The sequence below is a fragment of the Apilactobacillus sp. genome, from assembly GCF_025290035.1.
Taxonomy (GTDB): domain Bacteria; phylum Bacillota; class Bacilli; order Lactobacillales; family Lactobacillaceae; genus Apilactobacillus.
Genome location: NZ_JAMBKT010000045.1, coordinates 1 through 1,876 on the forward strand (window position 1 = coordinate 1; position 1,876 = coordinate 1,876).

The following is a 1,876-nucleotide window of genomic DNA, read 5'->3' on the forward strand; positions in this document are numbered from 1 at the left end:
TTTGCTAAGGCGAAAAAATTAACCGCGGTAGAATCTGCGAAATAAGATATAATAAAGCCAAAGCAAAAAAGGAGGCTTGCACTATGAAAATTGCAATCTTAGGTCACGGTACCGTCGGAAGTGGAGTCTTAAAGATTATTCAAGACAGCGCTTTGCATCCATTTGAAAAAGATTTATCAGTCAAATATGTATTTGTTCGTCCAGAAAAAGTTGATCAAAACGAATTATTTGTGGATGATTACGCAACGATTTTAAATGATGAAGAAGTCGATGTAGTCGTGGAAGTACTAGGTGGACTAGAACCCGCTAAGACAATGATCATCGATGCGTTAAAACATGGCAAGAACGTTGTGACAGCTAACAAAGCGGTCGTGGCGAGAAACTTGAAGGAATTTGATGAAATCGCTGAAGAAAATGGTGTAAAGTTCTACTTTGAATCAGCCGTTGGTGGTGGAATTCCTTGGATTATTAATTTGGAAAGAGCACTTCGCATCGACCAAATTGATTCGATTCACGGAATCCTAAACGGAACTAGTAACTACATTTTGGATACTATGACTAAGACTGGTCAAAGTTTCGATAAAGTCCTAAAAGATGCTCAAGACTTAGGATACGCAGAAGCCGATCCGAGTGCAGATATCGATGGATACGACATCGAAAATAAATTATGTATTAGTGTGGACATTGCCTATAACACCTTTGTGAAACCAGGTGACCACCTATTAAAATTCGGGATTAGAAACATTACCGATGAGGATATTAAGTACTTTAAAAAACACAATTTAATCGTGAAATTACTAGGTCGTAGTTTCAAGAAAAACAACAGTTTTAACTTTGTGGTTGAACCAACTTTATATACTCCCGGACAAATTGAAGCCGGAATCCATGATAACTACAATTTCGTCGGTTTACGTGGAACAACCATCGGTAAACTAACCTTTAATGGTCAAGGTGCGGGTGAATTTCCAACTGCCCACGCGTTAGTGCAAGATATCTTAGACTTAAAGGCCAACAATGTGCACTTAAAACGTGATTTTAACGAAGAATTTTCTTTGGATAACACTACCAAGAAAAAGAATTACGTCGTTAGAACCAGTGCAGATTTAGAATCAAAACTACCAGAATATGACATTCAAAAAGACGGTAATTACTACCATATTTCCGAAATTGACACTCAAAAAATTCATGATGTTGTTAACGAATTATCCAGTGATGATAAGGGCATTTTCTTTGCCTGTATCAGTGGTGGAGCATACAATCCATGGATTGAAAAATAAAAAGAGCGCCTATATTAGGCGCTCTTATTTGTTTTCTTATTCAAAATCTTGTAATGCAAGTTCTGCATATGTTAGACGGGCGAAAGTATCATCAGTTGATACACCAGCGTTTTCGAACATGTTTGCGAATAAAACATATTTTGGTTGATCGCTGTATTCACCAGTAATTTCAATCAAACGTTGTAGTTGATTGGTACGGTTTGCTAAATCATCGATGTGGTTTAGTTCCAAATCGTTCTTAGCTGCATCGTAAATAATCTTGTAAGCTTCGGTATTAGTTAATAAATCTAATGCCTTAACTTGTTTCATAAAGTTATCAAATTGTGCATCTGATAATTGTTCTTTAACGTAATGTAAATCAACGATTTCATCGCTAAAGTCTTTTGCCCATTCGTTAATAATAGGTCTTAGTTGTATGTCTGACATTGTTAAAAAATCCTCTCCTAATTCAGATAATGCGTTTAGATTATTCTAGTACAAACATCTAAAAACGTGTGTAGTTTTTTCATTTATAATGTCATTAAATGGGGGTTACAGAAAAAATTCATGTAACACCTATGATAGTATCTCACATAAGGGATACTAATTGCAAAAATATA

Annotated in this window: 2 protein-coding genes; one reads left to right on the plus strand and one right to left on the minus strand. The window is 35.6% G+C overall.

What is annotated here, in order from left to right; all coding sequences use genetic code 11:
* The first annotated feature begins 83 nt into the window (after positions 1-83).
* Complete coding sequence (locus tag M3005_RS06010) at positions 84-1,277, plus strand: homoserine dehydrogenase (protein WP_293794566.1); 1,194 nt, start codon at positions 84-86, stop codon at positions 1,275-1,277.
* 36 nt (positions 1,278-1,313) lie between these two features.
* Here M3005_RS06010 and M3005_RS06015 read toward each other — a convergent pair whose 3' ends face one another.
* Positions 1,314-1,703: a hypothetical protein gene (locus M3005_RS06015; protein WP_034530580.1), complete on the minus strand. Its 390-nt coding sequence runs from the start codon at positions 1,701-1,703 to the stop codon at positions 1,314-1,316.
* Between the last annotated feature and the right edge of the window lie 173 nt (positions 1,704-1,876).